Annotated in this window: 22 protein-coding genes, 1 tRNA gene and 1 pseudogene; 12 read left to right on the top strand and 12 right to left on the bottom strand. The window is 60.7% G+C overall.

What is annotated here, in order from left to right; genetic code table 11:
• Positions 1-21 precede the first annotated feature (21 nt).
• Genes GIW57_RS01010 through GIW57_RS01030 form a run of 5 tightly spaced genes read left to right on the top strand, consistent with a single transcriptional unit; the run spans position 22 to position 5564 of the window.
• Complete coding sequence (locus tag GIW57_RS01010) at positions 22-1827, top strand: MotA/TolQ/ExbB proton channel family protein (protein ID WP_236508908.1); 1806 nt, start codon at positions 22-24, stop codon at positions 1825-1827.
• An 11-nt stretch (positions 1828-1838) separates the two neighbouring features.
• Positions 1839-2252: a biopolymer transporter ExbD gene (locus GIW57_RS01015; protein WP_236508909.1), complete on the top strand. Its 414-nt coding sequence runs from the start codon at positions 1839-1841 to the stop codon at positions 2250-2252.
• Positions 2253-2256: 4 nt separating this feature from the next.
• Positions 2257-2952: a TonB family protein gene (locus tag GIW57_RS01020; protein WP_236508910.1), complete on the top strand. Its 696-nt coding sequence runs from the start codon at positions 2257-2259 to the stop codon at positions 2950-2952.
• A 52-nt stretch (positions 2953-3004) separates the two neighbouring features.
• Positions 3005-4732: a putative porin gene (locus tag GIW57_RS01025; RefSeq protein WP_236508911.1), complete on the top strand. Its 1728-nt coding sequence runs from the start codon at positions 3005-3007 to the stop codon at positions 4730-4732.
• A 55-nt stretch (positions 4733-4787) separates the two neighbouring features.
• On the top strand, positions 4788-5564 hold the full coding sequence (locus GIW57_RS01030; protein WP_236508912.1) for a SapC family protein: 777 nt from the start codon (positions 4788-4790) through the stop codon (positions 5562-5564).
• Between the two features lie 245 nt (positions 5565-5809).
• Here GIW57_RS01030 and GIW57_RS01035 read toward each other — a convergent pair.
• Positions 5810-5886 (bottom strand) — tRNA-Arg (locus GIW57_RS01035).
• Between the two features lie 196 nt (positions 5887-6082).
• Between GIW57_RS01035 and GIW57_RS01040 the strand changes: the two genes are divergently transcribed.
• Positions 6083-7027 carry a GDP-L-fucose synthase gene (locus GIW57_RS01040; protein ID WP_236508913.1) on the top strand — a complete coding sequence of 315 codons (945 nt, stop codon included), beginning with the start codon at positions 6083-6085 and terminating at the stop codon, positions 7025-7027.
• Between the two features lie 37 nt (positions 7028-7064).
• Here the strand turns inward: GIW57_RS01040 and GIW57_RS01045 are convergent, their stop codons facing one another.
• From GIW57_RS01045 to gmd, 9 genes and pseudogenes are all read right to left on the bottom strand, one after another.
• Positions 7065-7547, bottom strand: a complete 483-nt coding sequence (locus GIW57_RS01045; RefSeq protein WP_236508914.1) for a GDP-mannose mannosyl hydrolase — start codon at positions 7545-7547, stop codon at positions 7065-7067.
• Positions 7544-8128, bottom strand: coding sequence for a WecB/TagA/CpsF family glycosyltransferase (locus GIW57_RS01050; protein ID WP_236508915.1), 585 nt, complete (start codon positions 8126-8128; stop codon positions 7544-7546). The genes GIW57_RS01045 and GIW57_RS01050 overlap by 4 nt, the downstream gene beginning before the upstream one ends.
• A 198-nt stretch (positions 8129-8326) precedes the next feature.
• A complete protein-coding gene (locus tag GIW57_RS01055; protein WP_236508916.1) occupies positions 8327-9475 on the bottom strand; it encodes a glycosyltransferase in 1149 nt (382 codons plus the stop codon).
• Positions 9476-9477: 2 nt separating this feature from the next.
• Positions 9478-9981: a hypothetical protein gene (locus GIW57_RS01060; RefSeq protein ID WP_236508917.1), complete on the bottom strand. Its 504-nt coding sequence runs from the start codon at positions 9979-9981 to the stop codon at positions 9478-9480.
• Positions 9978-10781 carry a glycosyltransferase gene (locus GIW57_RS01065; RefSeq protein ID WP_236508918.1) on the bottom strand — a complete coding sequence of 268 codons (804 nt, stop codon included), beginning with the start codon at positions 10779-10781 and terminating at the stop codon, positions 9978-9980. Before GIW57_RS01065 ends, GIW57_RS01060 begins: the two co-directional genes overlap by 4 nt.
• Positions 10769-11869, bottom strand: a complete 1101-nt coding sequence (locus GIW57_RS01070) for a hypothetical protein (protein ID WP_236508919.1) — start codon at positions 11867-11869, stop codon at positions 10769-10771. The genes GIW57_RS01065 and GIW57_RS01070 overlap by 13 nt, the downstream gene beginning before the upstream one ends.
• Positions 11856-12821: a polysaccharide pyruvyl transferase family protein gene (locus GIW57_RS01075; RefSeq protein WP_236508920.1), complete on the bottom strand. Its 966-nt coding sequence runs from the start codon at positions 12819-12821 to the stop codon at positions 11856-11858. Before GIW57_RS01075 ends, GIW57_RS01070 begins: the two co-directional genes overlap by 14 nt.
• On the bottom strand, positions 12818-14143 hold the full coding sequence (locus tag GIW57_RS01080; RefSeq protein WP_236508921.1) for an oligosaccharide flippase family protein: 1326 nt from the start codon (positions 14141-14143) through the stop codon (positions 12818-12820). Before GIW57_RS01080 ends, GIW57_RS01075 begins: the two co-directional genes overlap by 4 nt.
• A pseudogene (gene gmd / locus GIW57_RS01085) lies at positions 14118-15224 on the bottom strand (GDP-mannose 4,6-dehydratase). Before gmd ends, GIW57_RS01080 begins: the two are co-directional and overlap by 26 nt.
• A gap of 557 nt (positions 15225-15781) precedes the next feature.
• Here gmd and GIW57_RS01090 point away from each other — a divergent pair.
• From GIW57_RS01090 to GIW57_RS01105, 4 genes are all read left to right on the top strand, one after another.
• The gene (locus GIW57_RS01090; protein WP_236508922.1) at positions 15782-18007 is read left to right on the top strand and encodes a polysaccharide biosynthesis tyrosine autokinase; all 2226 of its coding nucleotides are present in this window, start codon (positions 15782-15784) and stop codon (positions 18005-18007) included.
• Between the two features lie 111 nt (positions 18008-18118).
• On the top strand, positions 18119-19108 hold the full coding sequence (gene galE / locus GIW57_RS01095; RefSeq protein WP_236508923.1) for a UDP-glucose 4-epimerase GalE: 990 nt from the start codon (positions 18119-18121) through the stop codon (positions 19106-19108).
• A 113-nt stretch (positions 19109-19221) separates the two neighbouring features.
• Positions 19222-20115, top strand: a complete 894-nt coding sequence (ubiA, locus tag GIW57_RS01100; protein ID WP_100462091.1) for a 4-hydroxybenzoate octaprenyltransferase — start codon at positions 19222-19224, stop codon at positions 20113-20115.
• A 176-nt stretch (positions 20116-20291) separates the two neighbouring features.
• Positions 20292-21716, top strand: coding sequence for a TIGR00366 family protein (locus GIW57_RS01105; protein WP_236508924.1), 1425 nt, complete (start codon positions 20292-20294; stop codon positions 21714-21716).
• 63 nt (positions 21717-21779) lie between these two features.
• Here the strand turns inward: GIW57_RS01105 and GIW57_RS01110 are convergent, their stop codons facing one another.
• Positions 21780-23444, bottom strand: a complete 1665-nt coding sequence (locus tag GIW57_RS01110; protein WP_236508925.1) for an AMP-binding protein — start codon at positions 23442-23444, stop codon at positions 21780-21782.
• Between the two features lie 309 nt (positions 23445-23753).
• Between GIW57_RS01110 and GIW57_RS01115 the strand changes: the two genes are divergently transcribed.
• Positions 23754-23915 carry a hypothetical protein gene (locus tag GIW57_RS01115; RefSeq protein WP_164745118.1) on the top strand — a complete coding sequence of 54 codons (162 nt, stop codon included), beginning with the start codon at positions 23754-23756 and terminating at the stop codon, positions 23913-23915.
• 54 nt (positions 23916-23969) lie between these two features.
• Here GIW57_RS01115 and GIW57_RS01120 read toward each other — a convergent pair whose 3' ends face one another.
• Positions 23970-24596, bottom strand: a complete 627-nt coding sequence (locus GIW57_RS01120; protein ID WP_236508926.1) for a YiiX/YebB-like N1pC/P60 family cysteine hydrolase — start codon at positions 24594-24596, stop codon at positions 23970-23972.
• Between the two features lie 81 nt (positions 24597-24677).
• Here GIW57_RS01120 and GIW57_RS01125 point away from each other — a divergent pair, with 81 nt between their 5' ends.
• Positions 24678-25181 carry a hypothetical protein gene (locus GIW57_RS01125; protein WP_236508927.1) on the top strand — a complete coding sequence of 168 codons (504 nt, stop codon included), beginning with the start codon at positions 24678-24680 and terminating at the stop codon, positions 25179-25181.
• Positions 25182-25208: the final 27 nt, after the last annotated feature.

Below are 25208 nucleotides of genomic sequence, written 5' to 3' on the forward strand. Positions count from 1 at the left end.
GAATTCCCTGGAGATCTTCCCATGCAACGCGTTCTTGCCCTGTTGTTGTTCTGCCTGAGCCTGTCCGCGCTCGGCACTGCCCGCGCCGATACACCGTGGTGGCAGGCCGAGTGGAAGTACCGCAAATCGATCACCCTGGATGCGGGCCCCGGCGGTGCTGCGCTCGGCGGCAATCTCGGTCGCACCCCTGTACTGGTGCGCCTGCACACCGGCAACTTCGCCTTTGATGGCGTGGCGGAAGGCGGCAAGGACATCCGCTTCGTCGGCGCCGATGGCCACACGGTGCTGAACCACCAGATCGAGCAGTACGACGCCGGCCTGGGCATGGCGTTGATCTGGGTGGATGTACCCAGCCTCAGCGGCACCGCGCCGCAGACCGTATGGATGTACTACGGCAACGGCAATGCGCCGGCCACCAGCAATGGCCAGCGCGTGTTCGATCCGGATTACAGCGCGGTGCTGCACTTCGCCGACAGCGGCAATGAAGCGCGCGACACTACCGCCTATGGCAACCCGGCCAGCGGCGCGTTCACCCCCGCCGACGGCGCCATCATCGGCCGCGGTGCACGCCTGTCCGGCACGCCGCTGCAGTTGCCGGGCTCGCCATCACTGGCGATTGCCGCTGGCGGTGCGATGACCTTCTCGGCATGGATCAAGCCGGCACAGCTCGGCCCGGATCAGGCCCTCTACGCACGCCGCGAAGGTGGCAACGTGATGATCATCGGCCTCGACAACGGCGTGCCTTACGTGCGCGTCAACGATCAGCGCAGCCAGTCGGTGCCCGCACTGGTGGCAGGGCAGTGGACGCATGTGGCAGTCACGGCCAGCGAAGGCAAGGTCGTACTGTGGGTTGGCGGCCGTGAAGCGAGTCGGATCGACGCGGCGCTGCCGTCGTTCGCAGGTGAGGCCCTGATCGGTGCCGACAGCGCACCTGCCGCTGGCGATGCCACTGCGATCGCCATGGCGCAGCCGTTCCTGGGCGATATCGACGAAGTGCGCGTGTCCAAGGTCGCACGCCCGGCCACGCTGCTGCTGGCAGACGCAACTGCGCAGGGCGCCGAATCGCGCCTGCTGACCTTTGGTGAGGATGAGCAGTCGGCCGGTGTCAGCCACTTCGGCTTCATCCTCAAGGCGATGCCGGTGGATGCGTGGGTGGTGGTGGTGGTGCTGGGCCTGATGATGCTGATGTCGTGGGCGATCATGATCGCCAAGAGCCGCTACTTTGGCACCGTGGCCCGCGCCAACCTGGCGTTCTCCGAACAGTACCGCAAGGTAGCCGGCGCACCCGTGGCTGCGCTGCAGCAGGTGGAGCGCAGTGGTGTACTGGCACCGCAGGTGCGCGACAACTCCACCCTGTGGAAGCTGTACCGCATCGCGATGGAGGAAATGGATGGCCGCGGTTCGCATCATCATGGCCTGACCGCCGCAGCGATCACCTCGATCCGCGCGTCGATGGATGCCGAAGTGACCCGCGAAAGCGAGCGCATGTCCAAGCGCATGAACTGGCTGTCCACCACCATCGAAGGCGCACCTTACGTGGGTCTGTTCGGCACCGTGATCGGCATCATGCTGGTGTTCGTGGTGGCCGCGATGGCCGGCGCAGTGGACATCAACTCGGTGGCACCGGGTATGGCCGCCGCACTGCTGTGTACCGCCGCGGGCCTTGGCGTCGCCATCCCGGCACTGTTCGGCTACAACTGGCTGGCCTCGCGCGCCGAAGCAATCGCCGCCGACATGTCGGTCTTCGTCGATGAATTCACCGCGCGTCTGGCCGAAGAGTTCGACCGCAGCGAACCGGCCGCCGTCGCGCGTCCGGCCCTGGCCTGAGGGGCATCGCCATGGCCAGGGCAAAGCGGTTCGGCATCAAGAAGCGCGAGAAGGGCATCAATGTCACGCCTTTCGTTGACGTGCTGCTGGTGGTGCTGGTGATCTTCATCCTCACCAGCAACGCCTCCATTCCCGGTATCCAGGTCAACCTGCCCAAGGCCAGCTCGAGCATGGCCCTGGAAAAACCCAAGACCAAGGCCATCACCGTGGACAACAACGGCCAGGTTTTCCTGGATGCCTATCCGGTGAGCCTGCCCGAACTGGAAGACCGGCTGCGCACCGAGAAGGCGCTGACCCCGGACTTCCCGGTAATCGTGCGCGGCGACGCGCAGGTGCAGTACGCCCGTGTGGTCGAAGTGCTGGATCTGTTGCGCCGGATCGACCTGAACCAGGTGGGCCTGGTCACCGGAAAAGTGCAGGGGTGAACACGTGACCCCACTCCACTCCCACGCGACCCACGCGGTTTCCGCATGGCGGCGCTGGTGGCCCTTGCTGGTGGTGCCCGCCGTTGTCGCGCTGTTGGCGCTGCTGGTGTGGCTGCTGCTGTTCAAGAACACCGCCAGTACGCGGCGGCCGGTGGCCGAGGTGCCGATGGTGATGTTGCCACCCCCGCCGCCGCCGCCGCCGCCGCCGGAACCTGAGCCCGAGCCGGAAGCCAAGCCGGAAGAGGTGATGCCCGAGCCGGAACCGCTGGATGAAGTGCCCAAGCCGACCGAAGAGGCGCCCACGCCGGACACGGCCGACCCGGTGACCATGGACGCCGATGCGCAGGCCGGTGGTGACAGCTTCGGCATCCAGTCCGGTAGCGGCGGTGGCCGTAGTGGCACCGGCAGCGGTGGCGCCGGCAACGCCAGCTACGGCCGTTACCTGGGCTATGTGCTGCAGCAGGCCGTGGCGCGCGATGAGCAGGTGCGCCGGTTGGCGTTCCAGCTGACGGTCAACATCTGGCTGGACGCCGACGGCGCGGTGAGCCGTGTCGAACTGCTGCGTGGCAGCGGCAATGCCGACGCCGACGACAGTGTTCTGAAGGCGATACGCGCGGTCGGCCGCATCGACGAGCGCCCACCGGCATCGCTGGATTTCCCTGCGCGCGTGCTGGTACAGGGCCGTCGCCCCGGCGGGTGAACGCTGCCATGACGCTCTTTCCATCGAATTCCCAATTTCTGTGAGCAAGCCGATGACCCGTTCCAACTCCTATTCCGTGCTGCGGCACCTGCGTCGCTCTGCCGTGGCCACTGGCATCGTGCTGGTGCTGGCCAGCGGCGGCGTCCACGCCCAGCAGGGCGGTGGCGAAAGCACCATGATCAAACTGATCCGTGGCCTGATGGACAGTGGTGCACTCACGCCGGAAGCCGGCCAGGCCTTGCTGCTGGAAGCACAGCGCGATGCGGTTGCGAATCCCGCCACCAGCTCTGTCGCCAGCCCGGCGCAGGCAGGCGACGTGCGCGTGCCGTACATCCCGCAGACCGTGCGCGATGAAATCCGCGATGAGCTCAAGGCCAGCGTGATGGCCGAGGCCAAGGCCAATGGCTGGGCTGCACCTGACCAGGTGCCGGAGTGGACCCAGCGCCTGCGCGTGCAGGGGGATGTGCGCGTGCGCAACGAGAGCCGCCTGTACTCCGAACGCAACAGCGACATCGAAGTGGATTGGGCGCGCATCAATGCCGGCAACGGCTACGACGTCAATGGCAATACCCATCTGGGCCTGCCGCCGCTGCGTAACAACCGCCAGGACCGCAACAATTCCTGGCGTATCCGCGCACGGCTGGGCGTGGTGGCCGATCTGGGCGAACACACCCGCGCTGGCGTGCGCTTGGCCACCGGCAACGACAATGGTCCGGTGTCATCCACGCAGACGCTGGGCGGCGGTCTGGCCAAGAAGGATCTCTGGCTGGACCAGGCCTGGTTGTCGTGGGCGCCGGTGCAGGGGCTGGAAGTGATCGGTGGCCGCTTCGGCAATCCGTACTGGTCCACCGACACCCTGTTCTCCAACGACCTCAACTTCGACGGCGTGGCGTTCAAGTACCGCCAGGCACTGGGTGATGAAGGCCTCTCGCTGTTCGCCACGCTGGGCCTGACCCCGCTGGAATACTCCTCCGACGGTTTCCCAAGCACCAGCCAGAGCAAGATGAAGAGCGAGAACAAGTGGCTCAATGGTCTGCAGGTGGGCGCGGACTGGCAGTTCGGCAACGAACAGAAACTGCGTGCGGCGGTCGGCTACTTCGATTTCCGCAACATCGCCGGCGAGTACTCGCAGCCGTGCGCGCTGTATGCCGGTGCCGATTTCTGCAGCAGTGACTGGTCGCGACCGGCGTTCATGCAGAAGGGCAACACGCTGATGCTGCTGCGTAACATCGCGCTGAATCCGCTGGACCCGGCCAACACACCGATGCCGCAGTACGTGGGGCTGGCCTCGGAGTTCGAGCTGCTGGACCTCAACCTGGCGTGGGAAACACCGCTGTTCGCCGGATACGCGTTGCGCCTGGAAGGCCACGGCATCAAGAACCTGGCCTTCGACCGCAACGCCATGTGGCGTCGTGCGCAGGGCGGCGTCGTCACCAACCTGGCCACCGCCGCCAGCGGCGTAGCCGGGCCGCAGGACATCGACAGCGGCGACATGGCCTACATGGCGCAGGCCACCTTCGGCCACCTTGCGCTGAAGCAGGCCGGCGACTGGAACCTGTGGCTGGGCTACAAGCGGCTGGAGGCCGACGCACTTCCCGACGCCTACAACGATTCCAACTTCCACCTGGGCGGCACCAATGCCAAGGGCTATTACCTGGGCAGTTCGTACATGTTCGACAAGAACGTGTCGCTGACCGGACGTTGGATGGCGGCCAAGGAAATCACCGGTGCGCCGCAGTCCATCGATGTGTTCCAGCTGGAAGTGAACGCCGGCTTCTGACGCGAAGGCCGGCGTTCGCGCCGGTCTTTTTCCCGCACTCTGGATGCAGACCGATATGATTGAAGACTCACAACTCCCTGTAGCCGAGGCTGATGCCGTGGACACGCTGCCCGCGCAGGAGGCCATCGGCCCGACGCACCCGCCGCTGTACCGCGCGCCGGTCATGCTGTCCTCGCGCGACCATGCGCACTGGCGTCTGTTGCCTGGCGATGCCGCCTTCGCCGCAGCCAGCCATGCCGTGCCACTGGTGCTGGGCGAATTTGCCGCTGCTGCCCGTTGCTACCCGCTGGTGTTTGTCGGCGAAGACGCCGCGCCGGTGGCCGTGCTGGGGCTGGAGGCCGAGCACAATCGTTTCGTGGTGGCCGACCGTTGGCAGAGTGGGGCCTATGTGCCGGCCTACGTGCGCCGCTACCCCTTCGTGTTCGCGCGCACCACCCAACCCGATGGCCATGCGTTGGCAATCGATGCCGACGCAGCGATGCTGCGCACCGAGGGTGACGAAGGCCAGCCGCTGTTCGAGGCCGACGGCCAGCCCAGCGCATTGACCCGCCAGGCGCTGCAGTTCTGCGAAGCCTTCACAGGCGAAGCCGTTGCTAGCGTTGCCTTCAGCGCGCAGTTGCTGGCCTCGGGTGTGCTGGTGGATCGTCAGGCCGATGTGGTGCGTGCCGACGGTCGAACCTCCAGCCTGCTCGGCTTCCAGGTCGTCGATCCGGATCGTTTCGCGGCGCTGCCCGAGGAGACCGTCATCGCCTGGCATCGCCAGGGCTGGTTGGCGCCGGTGCACTTCCACCTGGCCTCGTTGGCGCGCTTCAACGACCTGCTCAGCGGCTGACCCTTCACCGGGATACTGGACAGGCGCACGACACGGATGTCGAAGGCTGCGCGCAATGCGCGGCCTGCCGCCCCCCAGGCAGGTGGGAAGACCTCGCCCTGGTACGGCGGCCTCCTGTCCGGTTCCCGACCTCTTGTTGAGTTGCGTCGAGCTTTGCTCGACTGCCTTCAACACGAATGCACGGCCACGCGTCCCCGGCCAGACAAGGACCAGGTCGAAATCGTCGCAGGGGATCACAGGGAAGATGGCGCGCCCGGAGGGATTCGAACCCCCGACCAATGGCTTCGGAAGCCACTACTCTATCCGGCTGAGCTACGAGCGCGTGGTGGAACCGCCGCGCCGTCGGCCAGAGCCGGGGCGGGCATCAAAGCACCCAAGAGGTGCAATGAGGACAGCATTCTATCCGGTTTCCCTCCATAAATCTCAACCCTTCCGCCGTAACTGCCGAACCGGGCCCGATTGGGCTGGAGTGGTCTGCTAAAATTCCACCCCTGACTCAGCAGGTGAACGGAAAGGGCATGGATAAGCACGATAAGATTTTCGTTGCGGGACACCGGGGACTGGTGGGTGGGGCCGTGGTGCGTCGATTGCAGGCATTGGGCTATGACAACCTGCTGCTGGCAGGGCGCGAGCGCGTCGATCTCAGGGATCGCGCGTCGGTCGAAGCGCTCTTTGAGGCCGAGAAGCCGACTATCGTCATCCTAGCTGCGGCCAAGGTGGGTGGCATCCATGCCAATGATGCGTACCCTGCCGAATTCTTGTTTGAGAACCTGCAGATCCAGAACAACGTGATCGACGCGGCATACCGCCATGGCGCCAAGAAGCTGACTTTCCTGGGTTCGTCGTGCATCTACCCCAAGTTCGCCGAGCAGCCCATCCGTGAGGACTCGTTGCTGACCGGGGGGCTGGAGCCTACGAACGAATGGTATGCCATCGCAAAGATTGCGGGCATCAAGATGTGCCAGGCTTATCGCAAGCAGTATGGATTCAACGCGATCAGCCTGATGCCGACCAATCTTTATGGGCCGGGCGACAACTTCGATCTGCAGAACTCGCATGTGCTTCCGGCGCTTCTGCGGAAGTTCCATGAAGCCGCTGAGCGTGGTGACAGCGAGGTCGTCATGTGGGGTACGGGGACGCCACGCCGTGAGTTCCTCCATGTAGACGACATGGCAGCCGCAACGGTCTATCTGACTGAGACCTATGAAGGCTCGGACATCGTCAATGTTGGTGTCGGTGATGACATCAGCATTCGCGAGCTTGCGGAGCTGGTGAAGGACGTCACAGGTTTCAAGGGCGAGATCCGTAATGACACCAGCAAGCCCGATGGCACCCCGCGCAAGCTGTTGGACGTCTCACGGTTGAATGGATTGGGCTGGAAGGCTTCGATTGAGCTTCGGGAAGGCGTCGAACAGACGTATCGCTGGTTCCTCGACAATCAAGGGCGCCTGCGCGCCGCCTAAGGTTTTGGATGGAAGGGCCAGCGTTCGCTGGCCCTTTTCATTTGCGGGCGTATGCCTGGGTATTGGGGTGGATCGAGGCATCGGACAAAGCATCTTCTGCCGTTACCCAACGGTACTCAGCATGCTGTTCCTCCGGCAGAGCCATTCCCGCGGGATCCACGCTGATGGAGTAGGCCAGCACCACGTAGTGTGTACCTGCATCCGATGCTCCGGTGAAGTCCTCGGCGTAGAAGTGCTCATACACTCCAACGAAGCTGGCTTCGCTGATATCCAGCGATTGTCCGAGCTCAGCCAAAGTCAGCCTGCGGAATGCCTGGCTGAAGTTCTCGCCTTTGCGGATGCGCCCACCCGGGGCAAACCAGAATCCGCGTGCAGGTTCATTGGTACGCAACCCCACAAGCATGCGTTGCCGTGGATCCATGACCAGAAGATCGATCGACACAAGGGGTGTGTCCCGAACGACGGCTTTGAAGTCAGCTGCACTCAAGTGCCGTGGTGGAAGCTCGGTCAAGTGGGTCATTTCGACTGCGCCGTCATAAGCTGGCGCGCAGCGTGCCAAATGAAGAGGGTGTTGGTGACGAAGTAGCGCTTCCAGAGCCGACGAGGCTCGCTCGCAAGCCTGTGCAGCCATTCGAGGCCATTGTTCTGCATCCAGAGGGGGGCCCGGGAGATAATACCCGCATGGTAGTCGAATGCCGCCCCGACACCGATCATCACGCCATTGATTCGGCCACGGTGCGCCGCCATCCACTTCTCCTGCTTCGGACAGCCGAGGCTGACCCAGATCGTCCCGGCACCAGAGTCATTGATGTCGCGCACGATGGCAGCATCCTCTTCTTCGCTGAGTGCGCGGAAGGGCGGTGAGTGCGAGCCGGCAATGACCAAGCCAGGGAATCGCTTGGGCAGCTCGTCGCGGAGAATGCTCAAGGTCGTCTCAGCGCCACCATAGAGGTAGATGGACTCGCCGCGCTTGGCGGCTGCCTCGCAGTACTTGAGCATCAGGTCGGGACCATTGATGCGTTGCTGTCCGGAAGCCCCAAGACGTCTCATGAGCCAAGCCACCGGCGCACCATCGGGCGTTGCCATGTCGGCAGAGTTCACGGCTGCTGCGAACTCCTTGTCCTGACGTGCTGTAACGACGGAGTGGGCGTTGCAGATGCAGACTACCCTGCTGTCTCGACGCATGCTCCAAGCGTGAATACGGTGTAGGGACTGATCCCAGCTGACGCGAGTGATCGGTGTGCCGATAACGTCGATAGAAGTACAGGGGCTATTCACTATGGATGCTGTCCATGCAATTTAGAGGGGCTGCTCGGAGTTGTAGGCCGACAAAAGGGTTCGAAGACTTACTTCCGGAGAGTAGGAGTCCAGATAATGGTTGCGCGCACCGGAGCTCATTCGCGCTATTCGATGCTCAGAGTTTTTATGGCTGATCAACAGAGCGGCGAGCTCATCAGGGCTTCCCGGACTAAACAACTCGCCGGTTACTTCTGGCTCTATCAACTCACTAAGAGCACCGATATCACTGGCAAAGACGGGAAGGCCCTGTGAATACGCTTCGGCGATGACCATTGGAAAGCCTTCGTACCACAAGCTGGGAACGATAAGTGCTTTGGCCTTCCTCATTTCAGACCTGATTATCGAAGAATCTCGCTTGCCCAAGAAATTAATATGCTTGCTAGCTGAAACGATGTCCGATAGCGGGCCATCACCAATGACTGTCACAGTTACGTCAGCGGAACGTGCCGCTTCGAGCAGCACGTGTATTCCCTTGTCTTCAGTAAGTCGACCCACGAAAAGATAACCATCACGAACTCCCTGCTCGGGGAACTCTTCAATTTCCAGATGAGAGAAGTTGGACTTCACTCTAATCTTGGAGCTTGGTATCCCCGCTCTCGAAAACAGGCTCTTTGCAAACTCGGTGAGCGCAATGAACTGATCAACCTTCTTCCACGTACCCAGTCGCCGATGCAGTGAGACGCTGGCGGCAATTGAAAAAGTTCCGATGAACGAGTTCCGATACACGCGACGAGCCACGGTCCACCAAGGGCCCTCGTCTATGCTCCTCTCGGTCACTTCACCATCAAAGTACAATGTCGCAGTCGGGCACACAATTCGGTAATTGTGAAGAGTGAAAACCGATCGTACCTTCTTGGCTCGGCAGGCATAAAATACGGATGGCGAGATAAGTGGGAAGAAGTTGTGGACGTGAACTACATCAGGACGAAACTCAGATATCTCTTTGCGTATCCTGAGGTATGAGGGAATGGAGAAGATTGCATTTACCGTTGCAATAATCTTCGATGCGAACCCTTGGATTGAGTGATTGGAGACAGCGTAAAGCTTCACTTCATGGCCGTTCGCACGAAGCAGCTCCGCTTCGTTCCTGACAACGGAATCTTCGCCGCCGGCCTGCTGATAATAGTTGTGGACAATGAGAACTCTCATCTTCAGCTTGTCCGGCGATTGATTATTCGGGCGGGATTTCCAACGGCGATGCAGTCGTCAGGAACGTCTGTAATAACGACGCTTCCAGCGCCTATCGATACATTGTTCCCTATCTTAATTGGCCCAATGATTGTTGCATTTGATCCGATATCAACATTGTCCCCAATGACTGGGGCGATGCCGTCGAAGCTCGAGCTTGTAACGCGAACGCCAATTGTAGTGCAGTGCCTCAGTACAACATTGCGACCAATAATCGTTCGATCATTGATGACCAAGCCAACCCCGTGGTAGAGCGATGCGCCAGGACCAATCCTTGTTTTCCATGGTATTTCAACGCCCAGCATCCATTCGATCGCAACTCTGTAGGCAGCAACGACTGGAAGTAGAGGGAGCCTGATGGCCTTGGGCATACGACTGATCAGATTGACAGCTCGAAAGCTGAGCAATATCAAGCGGCCCTTGGGATTTCCTCGGTTTGCAGCCCAATCACAAGTAATGTAGCTCATTGATAGCGCTTCCTCCCGAGCACTTTGCGAGCGACGGACAGCGCGTGCTTGCCCACGAAAACCTTCAGTGCCGGGCGGATCATATGGACCATGCTCGAAACAGGGTATCGCTGAGACTGGATCAGGCTCCATCTCAATTTCAATCCAGCTTTTGCCTGGAAGATCTCATGCTTTGCGGACACGCTTCCGTCGTGGACGCGAAGGAAAGAAACTCCATCGCCAACTCTGGCCATTTTGCCAAGAAGAGTAAGTCTGAACCAAAGCTCCCAATCTTCAATGTGTTTCCACTCAGGTCGATAACCGCCCGCCTGGATGAAATCCTTTCGTCGGAACATGACGCTGCTGTGCATTACGAAGTTGCCTCTAAATAACGAGGTCATCGCATCGTCGTGATTGTCCGGAGTTGTGGATGGCGTGAGTGTTCCATCGGGATATACTTTGAAAAAGTCTGTATAGACCAGGGAAACGCGAGGGTCGGCGTCAAGCACCGAGCGCTGGAGGCTCAGTCGACTGGGGCTGTAATAGTCGTCAGCATCCGCGCGAGCAATGAATGTTCCAGCTGCAACGGCAATTCCTGCATTGAGGGCAGCGACCACGCCCGCGTTCTTCTGCGTTAATACCCGAAGTCGGCTGTCGCCCTGCAGTCGAGCGAGGACGAGTCCTGTCTGGTCCGTAGATCCATCGTCCACTACGATCAGCTCAATTTCGCGCAGGTCTTGGTTGAGGATGGAGACAACGGCCTCCTCAATCGTTTTCTCTGCATTGTATGCAGGCATGACAACTGAAACTACTGGCTGCATGGCGCGTGGCTCCCCTGTTTCAACTCCCTATCAGCCTGGTCAAGCATTTGCATTGAAAGCAGGAAGAATAGATAGAAGGAATATATGATTGTATTGTCAAAGTAGAATATAAGATTGCTATAAAGGAATAGCATTTTCGCTTCTAGTGTTTTTGCCCTGTATCCGAGCCAGATGAATGTAAGAAAGAATACTAGTCCGAGCTCATAAATCATCTTGAGGGCATCAGAGTGCATGTTTGCATCTCCTTGCCCGAACTTTCCGAGGAAGGTGGCGTAGGCTGTTCCAACGCCGTTTCCGTAAAGTATGTAGTGGGCATTTCCGACGATACTGTTCGCTGCCTCCGACTGCAAAAGCTGTCGTCCGAGCCCGATTTCATTGGCGGACTTCCCTGTTAACGCCGTGATTACACTGTCGAGGTCACCGATGGCGTACTTCACCGCAAAAGCGACCGCCACCAGGTTTACCAGTACCATCACTGGGCTGGAAAGCAACTGCTTCGCCTTCCTGTCGGGTAGCAGCGCAAAAGGAATGCAAACTGCGATACCAATGAGGGCGGCGCGCTTAAGAAGCAGCAAAGAGGCGAGCGTTGCAATCAGGAATAGGATCCAGCGAGAGCGAGCTAGAGCGACAACAGCAAACAGCCCGCATACAAAAGAGCCTGTACTTTCAATTGAAGACGAGGAGTCAAGCAAGTCAAACTCAAGGCCGTGCCAACCACGCAGTGTAATTGCTCCGACTATGCTCGCAATGAACGCCACCGGTAGGAGATATTTGATCCAGGAGAATCTAATCGGGTTGGTGAAGGCGAGTGAGAGTGCAATTCCCGAGAACACGAAGTAGCAGTCCTTGAACCCCAACTCTCCGCCAAGAGGTACTGTGATTGCGCCAGCAATCGCGTAAGCAAGAAATGGGAGTGTCGGAGTCGGGATCTTGATCCTGAGGGTGGACACAACGGCCAGAAGGGCTGCAAAAGGAATCAGATACATCGAGTATCTAAGCTGATGCACCGCCATGGACACCAGAACAAGAACGAGGCAGAAGCTCCAAAGGAGCGACCTGCCATCGATTCGGAAATTAGTAGTCGCCATGTTCTATCTGCTTGACCGAGCGCACAAGGTCGCTAGTTTGGGTCCAGCAACTAACGTAGTTGCCGTTCTTTCCGTATGAATTATCTCTGACGGTGTTACGTATTCCAAGCAATGAGCTTAGGATATGCCCGTGAAGTCGATCCGTGTCCACTTCTGCGTGCTTGCTGAAATAGGATGCTGATCGTTCGATCAAGTAACTGGAATAGAGTAACCAGCCTGCGCTGTGGAGATTTGCAGTAAGGCGAAAGCTACGAATCAGTGGCAGCTGGCCAATTTTTGAATAAGCCCGCAAGATGGTGCCATGCCACCCGATAAGTTCAGGCCAGTCAATGGATTTTTGTTCATCGGAGGAGTTTTCGCTTCCGCGCTCGTCATCGGTGCGCAGGAATCTCAGCCTGCCACTTCCTTGGCGCGGTCGCTTGGTCATCGGCCAAAGCTGATGAGCCATATCGGGCGAAAGATAGACGTTAGGAGTCATCCTCCTTGCTAGGGCGACCGACTTGGCATCCCGTACAAATATGTGAAGATCAGGATGCTTTGAAAATATCGCGCAACAGGCTTCATACTTTTCAGTGTCTGAAAAGTGAATGGTTTGTGGAAGTATTACAATCCTGTTGCCGTGGCACTTGGATACAACCTCTTCGCGTATGGCCTGCGGGCACGCGTAAAGATCGCCCAGGTTGCCCCCGCCGTGAAACACAATCGGCACACCAGGCTCGGCCCAGTTTGGGCTGTAGTTGAAGTACCCGGACGTCTGAGTTCGACGTATTCCGTTATCCTCAAGGAACTTGATGGTTCCAGCCATGATCAAGATGTCTCCAACATTCCCATGAACGGGAATGTCGACATAGTGAATAGTGTCGCTATTGATGACTTCGGCCACCTTGGAGAGGCTCTCTTTGAGGTCCGTCATAACCTTGGCGTGCGGAACCAGCTCTGTGCAACTATTCACTCGAAACTCCCTTTCCTACGAAACTTATTAATTAGAGCCATCGATTCGCTTATCGTTGGGGTCAAATCGCGCAGCGAAGACTTCTCCATTTTCATCATGAAGAAAATAGTGAGGCCTAGCCTTACTCCCCCTGAGATAGCCATCACAAACGCCAACCATGAAATTAGATTCTGATGTGGTAGAAATGGCATGGCGATGAGGATTGGCGCAATCGAGGCAATCTGTCTTATGGCAACGAGCCCGGGTTTCCCGTCGATGTTGAACTTCTGCGCAAGCATCCAGCTCGATCCGGAAAGTATCGATTCAATCAGAAGGATCGCGAATGGGATCGCCGCTCCGCTGAACTTATGGCCAAAGACCAGTGGTATAAATACTTGGCCAATGAATCCCCCCAGAATAGCAAGGGCCATCATTGGTATGAAGGTCGCACGAAAAACCTGTACAACTACATCTGTTGAGCCGGGGTCGCTGTGCCCGCCGTAGCGAGAATATAGTGACGTGGCCATCGACTCGTAAAGCGAGCTCAATATGCGTGATGTTGAGAAGGCAATTGAGTAGATTCCGAGTTCCGATGCGGCGGCCTTCGATATGAGATATATTTTGTCGATGTTTGTTGCCAAAATTCCGGCGAGAGTTGTCGCGTGGAATTTGAGGCCAAGTTTTACTAAACTGGTTCCCGCGCCAGGAGGCTTTGTATCTTTGGCAGAGATCGATTCGTCGTGCGTACGGCGGAGCTTCCAGCGCAGGTAGGCCCATGTGCCGCTCGCAACAAGTAGCGTTGCCAGTGCTTGGATGGCGATTGCTGCGCTCAAGTTCATTGAGTCAGTCGCGGCAACCGCGGCAAGGCTTAGAAGTACCAGAACCGGAAGTGCTAACCTTGCTGTGTTGTAGGCTTTCAGCGAGCTCTCCAGTTGGGCACAGAACCCGCAGAAGACGGTAAGGGAAACTGCTGCTGCATAGCAGGCCGCCATCCAAATTTCGGTAGTTTCCTCTTTCAGGAAGAAACTGAAGGCGGCTATAGCCATGCAGACGGATAGTGCAGTGGTTACCGCGCTGGATGTGTCGTATGCAACTCTGAAGTTTACTATTTTCGCTCGAACTGCATAAACCATGGCCTGTCCCAAGCCTAGCTGGGCGCATGACGCTACGAAAAGTGCGAAAACTTGCACTGAGTAGAAGGCGCCTCGACCCTCTGGACCAAGGCTTCGAGCGGTGACGACGCTCACTAGAAAATTTACCGCCATCACGAGGATGGCGGTAATTGCTGAAATTAGCGATGCTCTAAACATCTTTATGTCAGCTATCGCGAATACCAGATGCAATCAGGTAGCGCTTCTCTCTGGCTTCTAGCAGGTCCGACTGCACCATTTCCGAAACCATTTCCTGCAAACTGGTAGTTGGCTTCCATCCCAATTCGCGTTCCGCCTTGGCGTAGTCACCAAGCAGCGTTTCAACTTCTGCCGGGCGGTAGTATCGAGGATCAACGCAAACGATGGTGTCTCCAGGGCGCACGTGCGGCGCTTGATCACCCTCTACCCGGACAACTACGGCCTTTTCCGAATCGCCCTCGCCGACAAACTGCAGCGTGATGCCCAGTTCGAGTGCCGCGAGCTCAATGAAATGACGGACGCTGTACTGAACGCCAGTTGAGATCACATAGTCGACTGCCTTCTGTTGTTGAAGCATCAACCACTGCATCTCCACGTAGTCCTTCGCATGACCCCAGTCTCGAAGGGAGTCGAGGTTTCCCATATAAAGGCACTTCTCGAGACCTTGGGCGATATTCGCCAGGCCGCGGGTAATCTTGCGTGTTACGAATGTTTCGCCGCGACGCGGGCTTTCATGGTTGAACAGAATGCCATTGCACGCGTACATGCCGTAACTCTCACGGTAATTAACCGTGATCCAGTAAGCGTAGAGTTTTGCCACGCCATAGGGGCTTCTGGGGTAGAAGGGGGTCGATTCCCGTTGGGGGGATTCTTGGACAAGTCCGAAAAGTTCAGAAGTCGAGGCCTGATAGAACCTAGTCTTCTCAGAAAGTTTCAGGAATCGAATGGCCTCCAAAAGCCTGAGGGTGCCGAGGGCGTCAACGTCTGCGGTATATTCCGGCGATTCAAAGCTCACCGCTACATGGCTCTGAGCGCCCAGGTTGTAGACCTCGTCGGGCTGAACTTCCGCGACGATGCGGGTTAGGTTGCTGGAGTCGGTGAGGTCGCCGTAGTGCAGGTGCTACTTGCTTGTTGCGTCGTGGGGGTCGCGATAAATGTGGTCGACGCGCTGAGTGTTGAAGGACGAGGATCGACGTTTGATTCCGTGAACTTCATAGCCTTTCTGTAGCAATAGTTCCGCGAGGTAAGATCCATCTTGTCCGGTGATTCCTGTAATTAGCGCGCGCTTGCTCATTGAAATTCCATTTGATGACGTTAACTTGTATCGTCGGCTGCTTGATTGTCGCTTTCAGGCTGGCAGTCGACGCTTAGGTGCTGTCCGTGAGGATGCCCGTGTGTTCTTCGGCGGCTTGCCCGATTCCAAACTCCATTTCCATTGGTCCTTGAGTGCTCAAGACGGCTCTGACTTGCTGCCGCCTAGTGACTTGTCTCCCGTGGGGCGTCCGGTCAAGTAGCTTGTCTGCTTATCAGTGGCTGCCCAAGCTGATTTCGCGTGTCGCGCGCTCTGCCGCTGACTAGAGCCCATCGCCTGTCCTCGACGACCCCCAAGCATAGCAGTCCGTGTTCGCGATGCAACGCGCGCGCGTTCAAGGTGGTTGATATCGATAGCGTCGAACTTCATCTCTGAGCCGGATTCGAGGTATGCTATGTGGCCCGACGGCCGAACTCCTGCTTCCTGCCTGCTGAGAAGCATCTAGGATCCTCGGTTCTTTGATGGTGCCAACAAGTGCGGCCTTGTCGGGATCGCCCCTGGGTCGCTGCGCGAGATTTTTCGATGATGAAGTGGAATCAATGACCAAACAAATGGAAGGCCGGGCTGCAAAGAACGACGAGATCGATCTGCGCGAAGTACTCGGCGTATTGTTGGATCGCCGGTGGTTGATAATCTCGGTCGCGGTGGTCTTCTTCGCGGTTGGCTGTGCCTATGCATTGCTTTCGAAGCCTGTTTATCAGGCGGAAGCTATGATTCAGGTGGAGTCTAAGGTTCCCTCCATCCCGGGTCTGGCCGATCTTGCTTCGTTGGGAGGTGGAGGTAGCACCGCCGCAACTACAGAGGTCGCGCTCCTGACCTCCCGCACGGTGGTAGGGGCGGCTGTTGATGCCCTTCAGCTCGACACACAGGTTGAGCCATACCAGTTTCCGTTGATCGGCGGGTTCATTTCACGTCGTTTCAAGCCAACTGAGGACGCCCCTGTAGCCGATCCTTGGTTTGGACTTACTAGTTATGCCTGGGGTGGTGAAGCGCTCGACGTCCATCGATTCGACGTTCCCGGATCTCAGATCGACCAGAAGTATATTCTTCAGGTCGAAAATGGAGCTGGTGAGTTTTCCCTTTACGGGCCTGAAGGTGAAAGGCTGCTGCGCGGCAAGGTGGGTGTGCCAGTTAGTCGCGGTGGGGTAGTCCTTGAAGTTTCAGGTCTCCAAGGCAGTCCCGGTGTCCGATTCGAGCTGGTGAAGACGCGGCGTCTCGATGTCGTAGCAAGCGTTCAGGATGAGTTGCAGGCGGTCGAGCAAGGTAAAGATTCAGGGATCCTGGCAATTCGATATCAGGACTCTGACGCCGCTCGTGCCGAAGCCCTGGTGCAAAGAGTCGCCGATGCCTATGTTCGCCAGAACGTGGATCGGAGCTCTGCGGAGGCAGCGTCTCAGCTCCAGTTCGTAAAGGATCAGCTGCCAACTATTCGCCGTCAGGTCGAGCAGGCCCAGGCCGCCATGAGCGCGTACCAGTCGCAGTCTCGCTCGGTGGATATCACCATGCAGACGAAAGGGCTGCTGGAGCAGGAAGTCGCTGTGGAGGCGAGCATCCAGCAGTTGCGTTTGAAGCAGGCTGAGATGGATCGGAGCTTTACTCGCGAGCATCCAGCCTATCGCGCATTGCTCCGGCAGATCGGTGATCTGGAGGGACGCAAGGGTGGATTCCAGAAGCAGGTGGGTGATCTGCCGGAAACCCAGCAGGAGTTGCTGCGCCTGACACGTGATCTGCAAGTAAGTAACGAGCTGTATACGGCGCTGTTGAATCAAGCTCAGCAGCTGGATGTAGCCCGCGCAGGTGCGGTTGGCAACGTGCGTATTGTCGACTCCGCAGTAGTTGATCTGGCAAATCCAGTTAAGCCGCGTAAGGCTTTGATTGTTATCGTCAGCACCCTACTCGGGGCATTGCTCGCCGTCGCGTTTGTTTTCCTCCAGCGAATGCTCAACCCAGGCATCGAAGACCCGGCAGACATTGAAGCCTTGGGCTTGCCCGTCTACGCAGCCATCCCGCTCAGTGTGTCCAATACGCTGCCCAAGCTGCGCAAGGGCAAGCACGGTACGCGCGTCGTGGCCGACGGTCGCCAGCACCTGCTGGCGGTGTCCGCGCCGGCCGACCCCACGGTGGAGGCGCTGCGCAGCCTGCGTACCAGCCTGCACTTTGCCATGCTGGAAGCGAAGAACAACATCCTGACCATCTCGGGCCCGCGTCCGGGCGTGGGCAAGACCTTCGTGTCTACCAACCTGGCCGCGGTCATCGCGCAAGCGGGCCAGCGCGTGCTGGTCATCGACGCCGACATGCGCAAGGGCACTCTGCACAAGATCCTGGGTGTGTCGCCCCAGAAGGGCCTGTCGGACGTGCTGGGCGGTAAGCTCAGCGTCGACGAAGTGATCCATCCGGTGTCCGGCCTGGACAACATGCACTACATGGTGCGCGGTGACATTCCGCCGAACCCGGCCGAGCTGCTGATGCACCCGCGCTTCGCGCAGCTGCTGCAGGACATGTCCGGCAAGTACGACCTGGTGATCGTCGATACGCCGCCGATCCTGGCCGTGACCGATCCGGCGCTGGTCGCCACCCACGCTGGCTCGAGCCTGCTGGTCACCCGTTTCGGCGTGAACCAGGCCAAGGAAATCGAGCTGACGCTGCAGCGCTTCGAGCAGAACGGCGTGCAGATCAAGGGTGCGATCTTCAATGCGGTCGAGAAGCGTGCCACAGGCTATTACAGCTACGGCTATTACGAGTACAAGTCTGACGGCAAGGAATAACTTCCTGCTATTGATGGCGTGTAGAGGATCGGCATGAGTATGCCGATCCTCAGTCCATTCCAGGGGTAGGATGCTTCAGGCATTCTTCCTATCAGATCAGGGAAGATCCCCATGCATGACGTTCTCATATGCGGCGGTGCGGGCTACATCGGCAGCCACATGGCCCAGTACTTGTCCGAGCAGGGGCATCGGGTAACCGTATTCGACAATCTGTCCACGGGGCACCGTGGCGCCGTGGCGTGGGGAGAGCTGGTAGAGGGCGACTTGCTGGATGCTGCCGCTCTGCAACGACTTTTCGGTGCCCGCCACTTCGATGCAGTCATGCATTTTGCGGCCCGGTCGCTGGTGGGTGAGTCGGTACGTGATCCCTATGCTTACTACACCAACAATGTCACCGGCACGGTGAATCTGCTGGAGGCAATGCGAAGTCACGAGGTGGAGCGCATTGTGTTTTCCTCCACGGCGGCGATCTTTGGCGAGCCATGTTCTGCACTGATTGACGAAGACCATCCCAAGCAGCCCATCAACCCCTACGGGGCGAGCAAACTGATGGCCGAGCGCATCTTGGCGGACGCTGCTGCAGCCTACGGTCTGCGCTCGGTATGCCTGCGGTACTTCAACGCCGCAGGGGCATTGCCCCAGCACGGCATCGGAGAGGCGCATGCCTGCGAGACTCATCTGATCCCCAATGTATTGCGCTCGGCGCTGGGGCAGGGCGGGCGGCTCAAGGTGTTTGGCAGCGACTACGAAACACCAGATGGAACCTGTGTGCGGGACTACGTGCATGTGCAGGACCTGGCCCAAGCCCATGCGCTGGCGATGGATTACATGGATGCACAGCCTGGTGCCCATGCGTTCAATCTTGGCAATGGACAGGGCTTCTCTGTTCTGGACGTGATCCAGACGGCTGAAGCCGTGTCTGGCTTGCGCGTACCCTACGACGCTGCTGAGCGGCGGGCCGGTGATCCCGCGCGGCTGGTGGCTTCGAGTGAGCGTGCGCGCAGGGTACTGGGGTGGCAACCGGCATGGACAGAACTGGCGCCAATCATTGAGAGCGCTTGGCGCTGGCACAACGCGCCAGCAGCATGGGGCAAGGTCTGAGTTCATCGCCGCGTTAGGGCAGAACACCGGGGCCCGGTGCGCGCAGGCGCATCGGGCCCTGTCTTTTCCGGGCCCGCGCTGCCACCAGCGGAGTGCAGGAGTATCCTAGTGCCATGGCTGATACCCCCCTTTCCGCGCCGCATCCGGCGCCGACGCCGCGCTGGCGGCATTACTGGAGTCTGATGCGCGCCGATCGCCCGATCGGCACGCTGCTGCTGCTGTGGCCCACCTGGTGGGCCTTGTGGCTGGCTGCTGGCGGGCTGCCGCCGTTGTGGACGCTGTTCGTGTTCACCGCCGGCGTCTGGCTGACCCGCTCAGCCGGTTGCGTCATCAACGACTACGCCGACCGCTGGCTCGACCCGCACGTGGAGCGCACCAAGGCCCGTCCGCTGGCCACCGGTGCGATCAGCGGCCGGGCAGCGCTGGCGTTGTTCGCGGTGCTGATGCTGGTGGCCTTCGGCCTGGTGTTGACCCTGAACGGCCTGACCATCGCCCTCAGCTTCATCGGCGTGTTCCTGGCCGCCAGCTATCCCTACCTGAAGCGCTACACGCATCTGCCGCAGGTCTATCTGGGCATGTCGTTCGGCTGGGGCATTCCGATGGCCTTCGCCGCCGTGCAGGGCGAGGTGCCGATGCTGGGCTGGCTGCTGTATGCCGGCAACATCCTGTGGTCCACCGCCTACGACACCTGGTACGCCATGGTCGACCGCGAAGACGACCTGAAGATGGGCTCGCACTCCACCGCGATCCTGTTCGGCGATCTGGACCTGGTCATCCAGGGCGTGCTGTACGCGCTGTTCCTGGCCACGATGGCGCTGGTCGGCGTGCGCGGCGGGCTGGGCGGTTACTACCTGGCCGGTGTGGCGCTGGCGACGCTGCTGGTGATGTACGAGTTCTGGATCTGCCGCAACCGCGAGCGTGGGCCGTGCTTCAAGGCGTTCCTGCACAACAACTGGGTGGGGGCCGCGCTGTTTGCCGGCATCGCCGTGGATCTGGCGCTGCGTTGAGACGCGCAGCCGAGCGTGGGCTCGGCTCTACAGCTGACAGTGCTTCTGTAGCGCCCGAGCCCATGCTCGGGCGGCGGCGCACAGCGCCGGGCATCCTGCCACCTACGACCAATAGGTGGCAGACAGCCCGCACCCCACCGCCCAGAATCGGGCCATCGAACCTGGGAGGGTAGGTGATGGCGTCGACGGCAGCAGTACAGGACGGCTGGATGGCGCGCGCAGCGTTGCGCTCGGCCGCCTGGGCGGAAAAATGGTTCCCCGATGCCTATGTGTTCGCGGTGCTCGGCGTGGTCATCGTCGCGGTGGCGGCGATGGGCTTTGGCGCCACCCCGCAGGCCACTGCCAGCGCCTTCGGCGACGGCTTCTGGAGCCTGATTCCCTTCACCATGCAGATGGCCTTCGTGGTCATCGGTGGCTATGCCTTGGCCACTGCGCCGGTGGTCGCGCGCTTCATCGACTTCCTCGCCCGCGTGCCGCGCACCGGTCGCGGCGCAGTGGTGTACGTCGGCCTGGTCAGCATGCTGGCGTCGCTGCTCAGCTGGGGCTTCTCGCTGGTGTTCGGCGGCCTGCTGGTGCGCGCGCTGGCCCGCCGCAGCGAGCTGCGCATGGATTATCGTGCTGCTGGTGCCTCGGCCTATCTGGGGCTGGGCGCGGTGTGGGCGATGGGCCTGAGTTCGTCGGCTGCGCAGCTGCAGGCCAATCCGGCCAGCATGCCGCCGGGGCTGGTGGAGATCACCGGCGTGTTGCCGTTCACCGAAACCATCTTCCTGTGGCAGTCGATTGTGCTGACCGCCGTGTTGATCCTGGTCTCGTTGCTGATCGCCTGGCTGACCGCACCTGCCGCCGGCAGTGCGCGCACCGCCGAGGATTTCCCGGGTGCCGCACAGGCCGAACCGGAACCGCTGCAGCGCCGCACCCGGCCGGGCGAGTGGCTGGAATACAGCCCGTTGCTGACCGTGCTGCTTTCGCTGCTGGCTTTCGGCTGGCTGTTCAACGAGTTCGCCAACAAGCCGTTGGTCAGCGCGATCGCCAACCTCAACACCTACAACTTCATGTTCATCTCGCTGGGCCTGCTGCTGCACTGGCGCCCGCGCAGTTTCCTCAACGCGGTGGCCAAGGCGGTGCCGAGCACCACCGGTGTGCTGATCCAGTTCCCGCTGTACGGCGGCATCGCGATGATCCTCACCCACGCTGCCGGTGGCGACGGTGAGACGCTGGCGCATCGGCTGTCGAGCCTGTTCGTGCACGTGGCCAGCACCGATACGTTCGCGCTGGTGATGGGCGTGTACTCGGCAGTGCTGGGCTTCTTCGTGCCGTCCGGTGGCGGCAAGTGGATCATCGAAGCGCCGTACGTGATGCAGGCCGCGAACGAGTTGAAGGCGCACCTGGGCTGGGCGGTGCAGGTCTACAACGCGGCCGAAGCGCTGCCGAACCTGATCAATCCGTTCTGGATGCTGCCGCTGCTGGGCGTGCTTGGCCTGAAGGCCCGCGACATCGTCGGCTTCACCTTCATCCAGTTGCTGGTGCACATCCCGCTGGTGCTGGGCCTGCTGTGGCTGCTGGGGATGACGCTGGTCTATGTGCCGCCGGTGATGCCGTAGCGCAAACACGGGTCATGTGGGGTCAGATCCCTTTCGAAGGAAGGGCTCCGACCCCGGACACCCTCAGCCAGCCGCCGCCTGCTTGTCGATCTCCGCCTTGCGCAGCAGGAAGCGCTGCAGCTTGCCGCTGGGCGTCTTCGGCAGTTCCGCCACGAATGCCACCTGTCGCGGGTAGGCATGGGCGGACAACCGGCGCCGCACATGCCGCTGCAGTTCCTGCGCCAGCGTGTCGCTGGCGCTGAAGCCATCGCACAGGACCACGAACGCTTTGACGATCTCGGTGCGTTCCGGATCCGGCACGCCGATCACCGCCGTCTCCGCCACCGCAGGGTGTTCCATCAGCACGCTCTCCACATCGAATGGACCAATGCGATAGCCCGACGAGGTGATCAGGTCGTCCGAGCGGCCGATGAAACTGATCGAGCCGTCGTCCTCGCATTCCACCGAATCGCCGGTGAGGTAGTAGCGATCACCCAGCGCCGGTGTGTCGGCACCGTAGTAGCCGGTGAACCACATGATCGGCGACTGCCGCAGGTCCACGGCGAGGATGCCCGGCGTGCGCGGTGGCAGTTCGTTGCCGGCATCGTCCAGTACCGCCACACGGTAACCGGGCATCGCAACGCCCGATGACCCCGGCCGCACGGCATGCTCCAGCGCGTGGTGGTTGTTGACCACCATGCCGGTCTCGGTCTGGCCATAGTGATCGAGCACCGTGGTGCCCAGATGGGCAGTGAACCAGCGCGCGATCTCCGGGTTCAGCGGTTCGCCGGCGCTGCTCACCACCCGCAGCTGTCCCTTGATGGCAGCGCTGGCCTCGGGGCCGGCGGCGATGATCTGGCGATAGGCGGTGGGCGAGCCGGCAAGATTGGTGACACCCAACCGCGCGACGATGTCGTTCAGTCCCTGCACGCTGAAACCGGCTTCGCTGAAAGTGGTGGCCTGGCCCAGCAGCAGTGGGCCGATCACCGCGTAGTACAGCCCATAAGCCCAGCCGGGATCGGCGATGTTCCAGAACACATCGTCTGCGCGCAGGTCTACGGCCAACTGCATGTAACCGGCAAAGGCCAGCAATGCGCGCAGCGGCACCGGCACGCCCTTGGGACTGCCGGTGGTGCCGGAGGTGGACAGCAGTGCCATCAGCGCATCGCCGTGCAGCATCACCGGCGCGAAGTCAGGCGTGGCACCGGCAGTGTGTGCGCTCCAGTCGATGTCGCCGGCACGCAGCGTCTGACCGGCTACCAGCACCGTGGCCACCTGCGGGCAGCCATCGACCTCGTCCAGCTTGCTGCGGTTCGCGCTGTCGGTCACCACCAGTGCGGTGCGGCCGGTGTTCAACCGTGTTTCGATGGCCTTGGGGCCGAACGCGGTGAACAACGGCTGGTAGATCGCGCCCACCCGCCAGGTGCCGAGGATGGTTGCCAGCAGGGCGGGCGTACGCGGCAGCAGGCCGGCCACCACATCGCCCCTGCCGATGCCCTGCGCGGCCAGCACCTGGGCAACACGTGCGGAGGCATCGCGCAGGTCCTCGAAGGTGTACAGATGCAGTGCGCCGTGGGCATCCACCCAGCGCAGCGCCAGCGCATTGCGGCCACAGTGGCGGTCACAGCACTCCACGCAGGCATTGATGCCGGCCTGCAGATCACCATGCAGCTGGCGCTGCGCAAGCTCGATGCTGAAACCGGCCAGTGCCTGTTCGTAGGTGGGGCGTGCTGCGGTGTCGCGGGCCATGCGCATCTCCGGGGTGATGTCACCCGACGATAGGCGGCGCCCCCGCATGCTGCAAATGGGACCATAGGCGTAGGCGGCCGTTGCGCACGCCCCGCCGGCGCAGGCCGCTGAATGCGTTCGTTCCCTGCTGCAGCATGACTACATGCCAAACCCGCATGAACCCTTCAGTGGCTTGTGCCGCAAGGGCTGGCGCGGGTTCATTCACGCACGTACACATCCGTGTAGCCCGCTGACAACGCATGGTTAACCAATCGCTGCCGACGATGGCCCCGTCCACCGCATTCCGCGCGTGGCATTTGGAGATCGGACATGGCACAGCAGAACCAGAACCCGAACCAGAAGCAGCAGGGCCAGCAGAACCAGCAGGATCAGCAGCAGGGGCGCGGCCGCGACCAGCAGCAGCAACAGCAGCAGGAACAGCAGAAGCGCAACCAGAACCAGCAGCAGGGCGGGCAGGACGAGGAAGAGTGATCCTGGCAGCCGCCATCCATCACCGACGAAGCCCCGCCCCGTGCGGGGCTTCGCTTATTCGAGCACGCCGATCCGCTGCAGCACCGGTGCTGCGGCCATGTCGTTGGGATTGGTACCGGGCAGGCCCTGCGGAACGTCCATGCCCATGCCGCGATACAGGTCTACCCAGTGCTGGGAAATCTCACCGGTCTGCGGGTTGCGGAAGTTCATCGGCTGCAGCGCGAACACATGGTGCGCACGGAACGCGCGTTCGATGAAGTCCGAGCAGTAGTAGCTTTCGTCGTTCAACACATAGGCGGTGTTGTACGGCTTGCCCAGCATCGTGCGTGCGGTGGTCACGGCATCGGTGATGGCATTCCCTGGCGGCGCGCGCAGGCGATAGACCACGATCTGCCGCCGCTTGCCACGCGCGTCCTGGCGGAACTGGTCCAGCGTCTGCCGGCGCGAGCCCTTCTCATCGGCGTGCAGCACCTCCCAGCCCTGCGGTGCCGACGCCACCAGCGCGACATGGTCGAAGCTGGGCGCCCCTTGCTTTCCCGTCGCATCGTCGATGGCCGCGCTCAGGCCGGCATGACCGGCAGTGACGAACAGCAGGTCGCCTTCACGGACCTGGATGGCCGTCGCCAAGGCTGGCCAACAGGCGGGCAGCAGCAGGCCCATCAATAGCAGGAGGCGGCGCATGGGCATCTCGGACAGGCGGAAAGGCGCGATTGTAGGCGGCGGGCTAGGATGGCGCGACCCAACCGGCATCAGGACGATCCCATGAAGCTCCGCCGTTCCCTTGCGCTGCTGGCACCCGCTCTTGGCCTCGTGCTGTCCGCCTGCAGGCCTGCGCCGCAGCCAGCGCCTGCTGAAGCCCCGGCCCCTGCAGCGGCACCTGCCAGCACAGCGAAGGCGGTGGAGCCGGCACCCGCAGTGGCGTGCCCCCATCCGGCGTTCGATACCTTCCTGAAGCACTTCGGCAACGAGATCACCCTGCAGGAAAAGGCAACGGCCGATCCGCTGCTGGACAGCTACGTTGACGCCGGCGCCGAGCCCGAGCCGCGCACAGTGGAACGCCCAGTGGCATTGGCCGATGTCGAATGGCCGGTGATGCCTGATCCAGCCGGGCTGGCCGGGCAGGGCCGGCAGATGCAGGTCACGGCCGTGGCCGATGGGCAGATGCAGGTGCAGATCCGCACGCCTGACAGCAGCGACCAGCAGACCTATACCTTCGCGCAGAAGCCGTGCTGGACACTGGTCAAGCGTGAAGACGAGTCGATCTGAGGCCAGATCGGGACAGGCGCGGACGGT

The sequence above is a fragment of the Stenotrophomonas sp. PA-6-5C genome, from assembly GCF_021605635.1.
Classification (GTDB): domain Bacteria; phylum Pseudomonadota; class Gammaproteobacteria; order Xanthomonadales; family Xanthomonadaceae; genus Stenotrophomonas; species Stenotrophomonas lactitubi.